The organism is Spirillospora sp. NPDC049652, from assembly GCF_040675125.1.
In the GTDB taxonomy this organism is placed as follows: domain Bacteria; phylum Actinomycetota; class Actinomycetes; order Streptosporangiales; family Streptosporangiaceae; genus Spirillospora.
In genome coordinates this window covers 1-1,088 of record NZ_JBFAOF010001554.1, presented here as the reverse complement: position 1 = coordinate 1,088, position 1,088 = coordinate 1, and the positions used below count along the sequence as shown (strand labels likewise).

Sequence of the window (1,088 nt, the reverse complement as noted above, 5' to 3'; positions counted from 1 at the left end):
CCCGGGCCTGGCGTCCCGCCGCGAGGCCGGCCGGCACGCCGCCGACCTGGTCGGCGAGCGCCCGCGCGCGGAGCTGGAGTCGCTCATCGAGCAGATGACCGAGCAGATGCACCAGGCCGCCACCGACCTGCAGTTCGAGCTCGCCGCCCGCCTCCGCGACGAGATCAAGGAGCTGAAGCGCGAGCTCCGCGAGATGAAGGAGGCCGGCGTCAAGTGACCCGGCCCGCCGTCCCGGCCCGCCGTCCCGGCCCGCGGGGGACGGAAAGGGCGGCTTACCATCGGCGGGTGAGCACTGACCAGTACGAGATCCGCCCGGCCGCACCGGCCGACCTGGACCTGCTGCCGCCGATCGAGAACTCCGCCGACCGGATGTTCGGCGCGGTCGGCATCGAGTTCCCGCCCGGCCCGACCGTGGTGGAGCAGATGGTCGGCAGGGACGCGGAGATCCTCGTGGCCGGGGATCCGCCCGCCGGTTACGCGGTGCTCTCCCCGCTGGACGGCGCCACCCACCTCGACCAGATCTCCGTGCACGCCGACCTCGCCGGGCAGGGCATCGGCACCCGGCTGCTGCTGGCCGTCCGCGCGCACGTGGCGGCGGCCGGGTCGCCCGGCCTCAGCCTGCTGACCTTCCGCGACATCGCCTGGAACGCGCCGTGGTACGCCCGGCACGGCTTCACCGAGCTGCCCGAGGAGCGCTGGACGCCCGGTCTGCGCCGGCACTGGGCCGCCGAGGCCGCCGCCGGCCTGCACCGCCTCGGCCCCCGCGTCGTCATGTGGGCGCCCACCTCCTGACCCGCGCCCGGCCGGCGGCATGCCGGGGCGCCGGGCGCCCACGGCCGCCGGTCGCCAGGGCGTCGGCTGATGGGCGGCCGGGGGTTGGCTGACGGGCGCAGCGGTGAAAGTGTCTTAGTGAGAACGTTCCATCGCGGACGTGAGGTGAGGCCGTGGTGCTGGCGACCACCGAGTGGACGGAACGGATCGCGGGACTCACCGCCGTCCGGATGCGGAACCCCGAGGCGGTCGCCGAGCGGGCGGCCACGCGCGTGCGGCGGACCCGCCCGGTGGGGGAGTCCGGACGGCTGATGGTC

2 protein-coding genes are annotated in these 1,088 nt (G+C 75.7%); both read left to right on the top strand.

What is annotated here, in order from left to right:
- On the top strand, nucleotides 1-217 hold a 217-nt coding region (locus tag AB0J52_RS41875), incomplete at its 5' end, for a UvrB/UvrC motif-containing protein (protein ID WP_500188862.1).
- A 68-nt stretch (nucleotides 218-285) separates the two neighbouring features.
- The gene (locus AB0J52_RS41870) at nucleotides 286-792 is read left to right on the top strand and encodes a GNAT family N-acetyltransferase (protein ID WP_500188860.1); all 507 of its coding nucleotides are present in this window, start codon (nucleotides 286-288) and stop codon (nucleotides 790-792) included.
- Nucleotides 793-1,088: the final 296 nt, after the last annotated feature.